Consider the following 269-nt stretch of genomic DNA (forward strand, 5'->3'; position numbering starts at 1 on the left):
CAATAACTTTCGCATGCCTAATCGCGTCGCTACTTGCGCCTGCTCTTCACTATCAAAAAGTTTAATTTCAACACTGCCTTTGGCCGCTACCAAAGCCGGGTACGCTTTAACCTCAAACTGGCCACGTTTACTGGTATAACTACGTGGTAATTGTCCAAAGTCCCATGTTGTAATATTTTGCTTTTCAATGCCATCGTCAGCCACTTTAACTAACGATTTCGCCACTTTATCACTGAGCTCTTCTTGCAGCTTTGCTAAATCACGTCCTT

The 269-nt window shown here is 43.5% G+C and carries 1 protein-coding gene; it reads right to left on the minus strand.

The genetic code is table 11. The annotated features are described in order from the left end of the window. Positions 1 to 269 (minus strand): DUF3418 domain-containing protein (locus tag DC53_RS0121255; protein WP_033032857.1); only part of this gene is annotated, 269 nt, incomplete at both ends.

Origin of the sequence: Pseudoalteromonas fuliginea (assembly GCF_000690055.1) — a bacterium.
GTDB lineage: Bacteria > Pseudomonadota > Gammaproteobacteria > Enterobacterales > Alteromonadaceae > Pseudoalteromonas > Pseudoalteromonas fuliginea.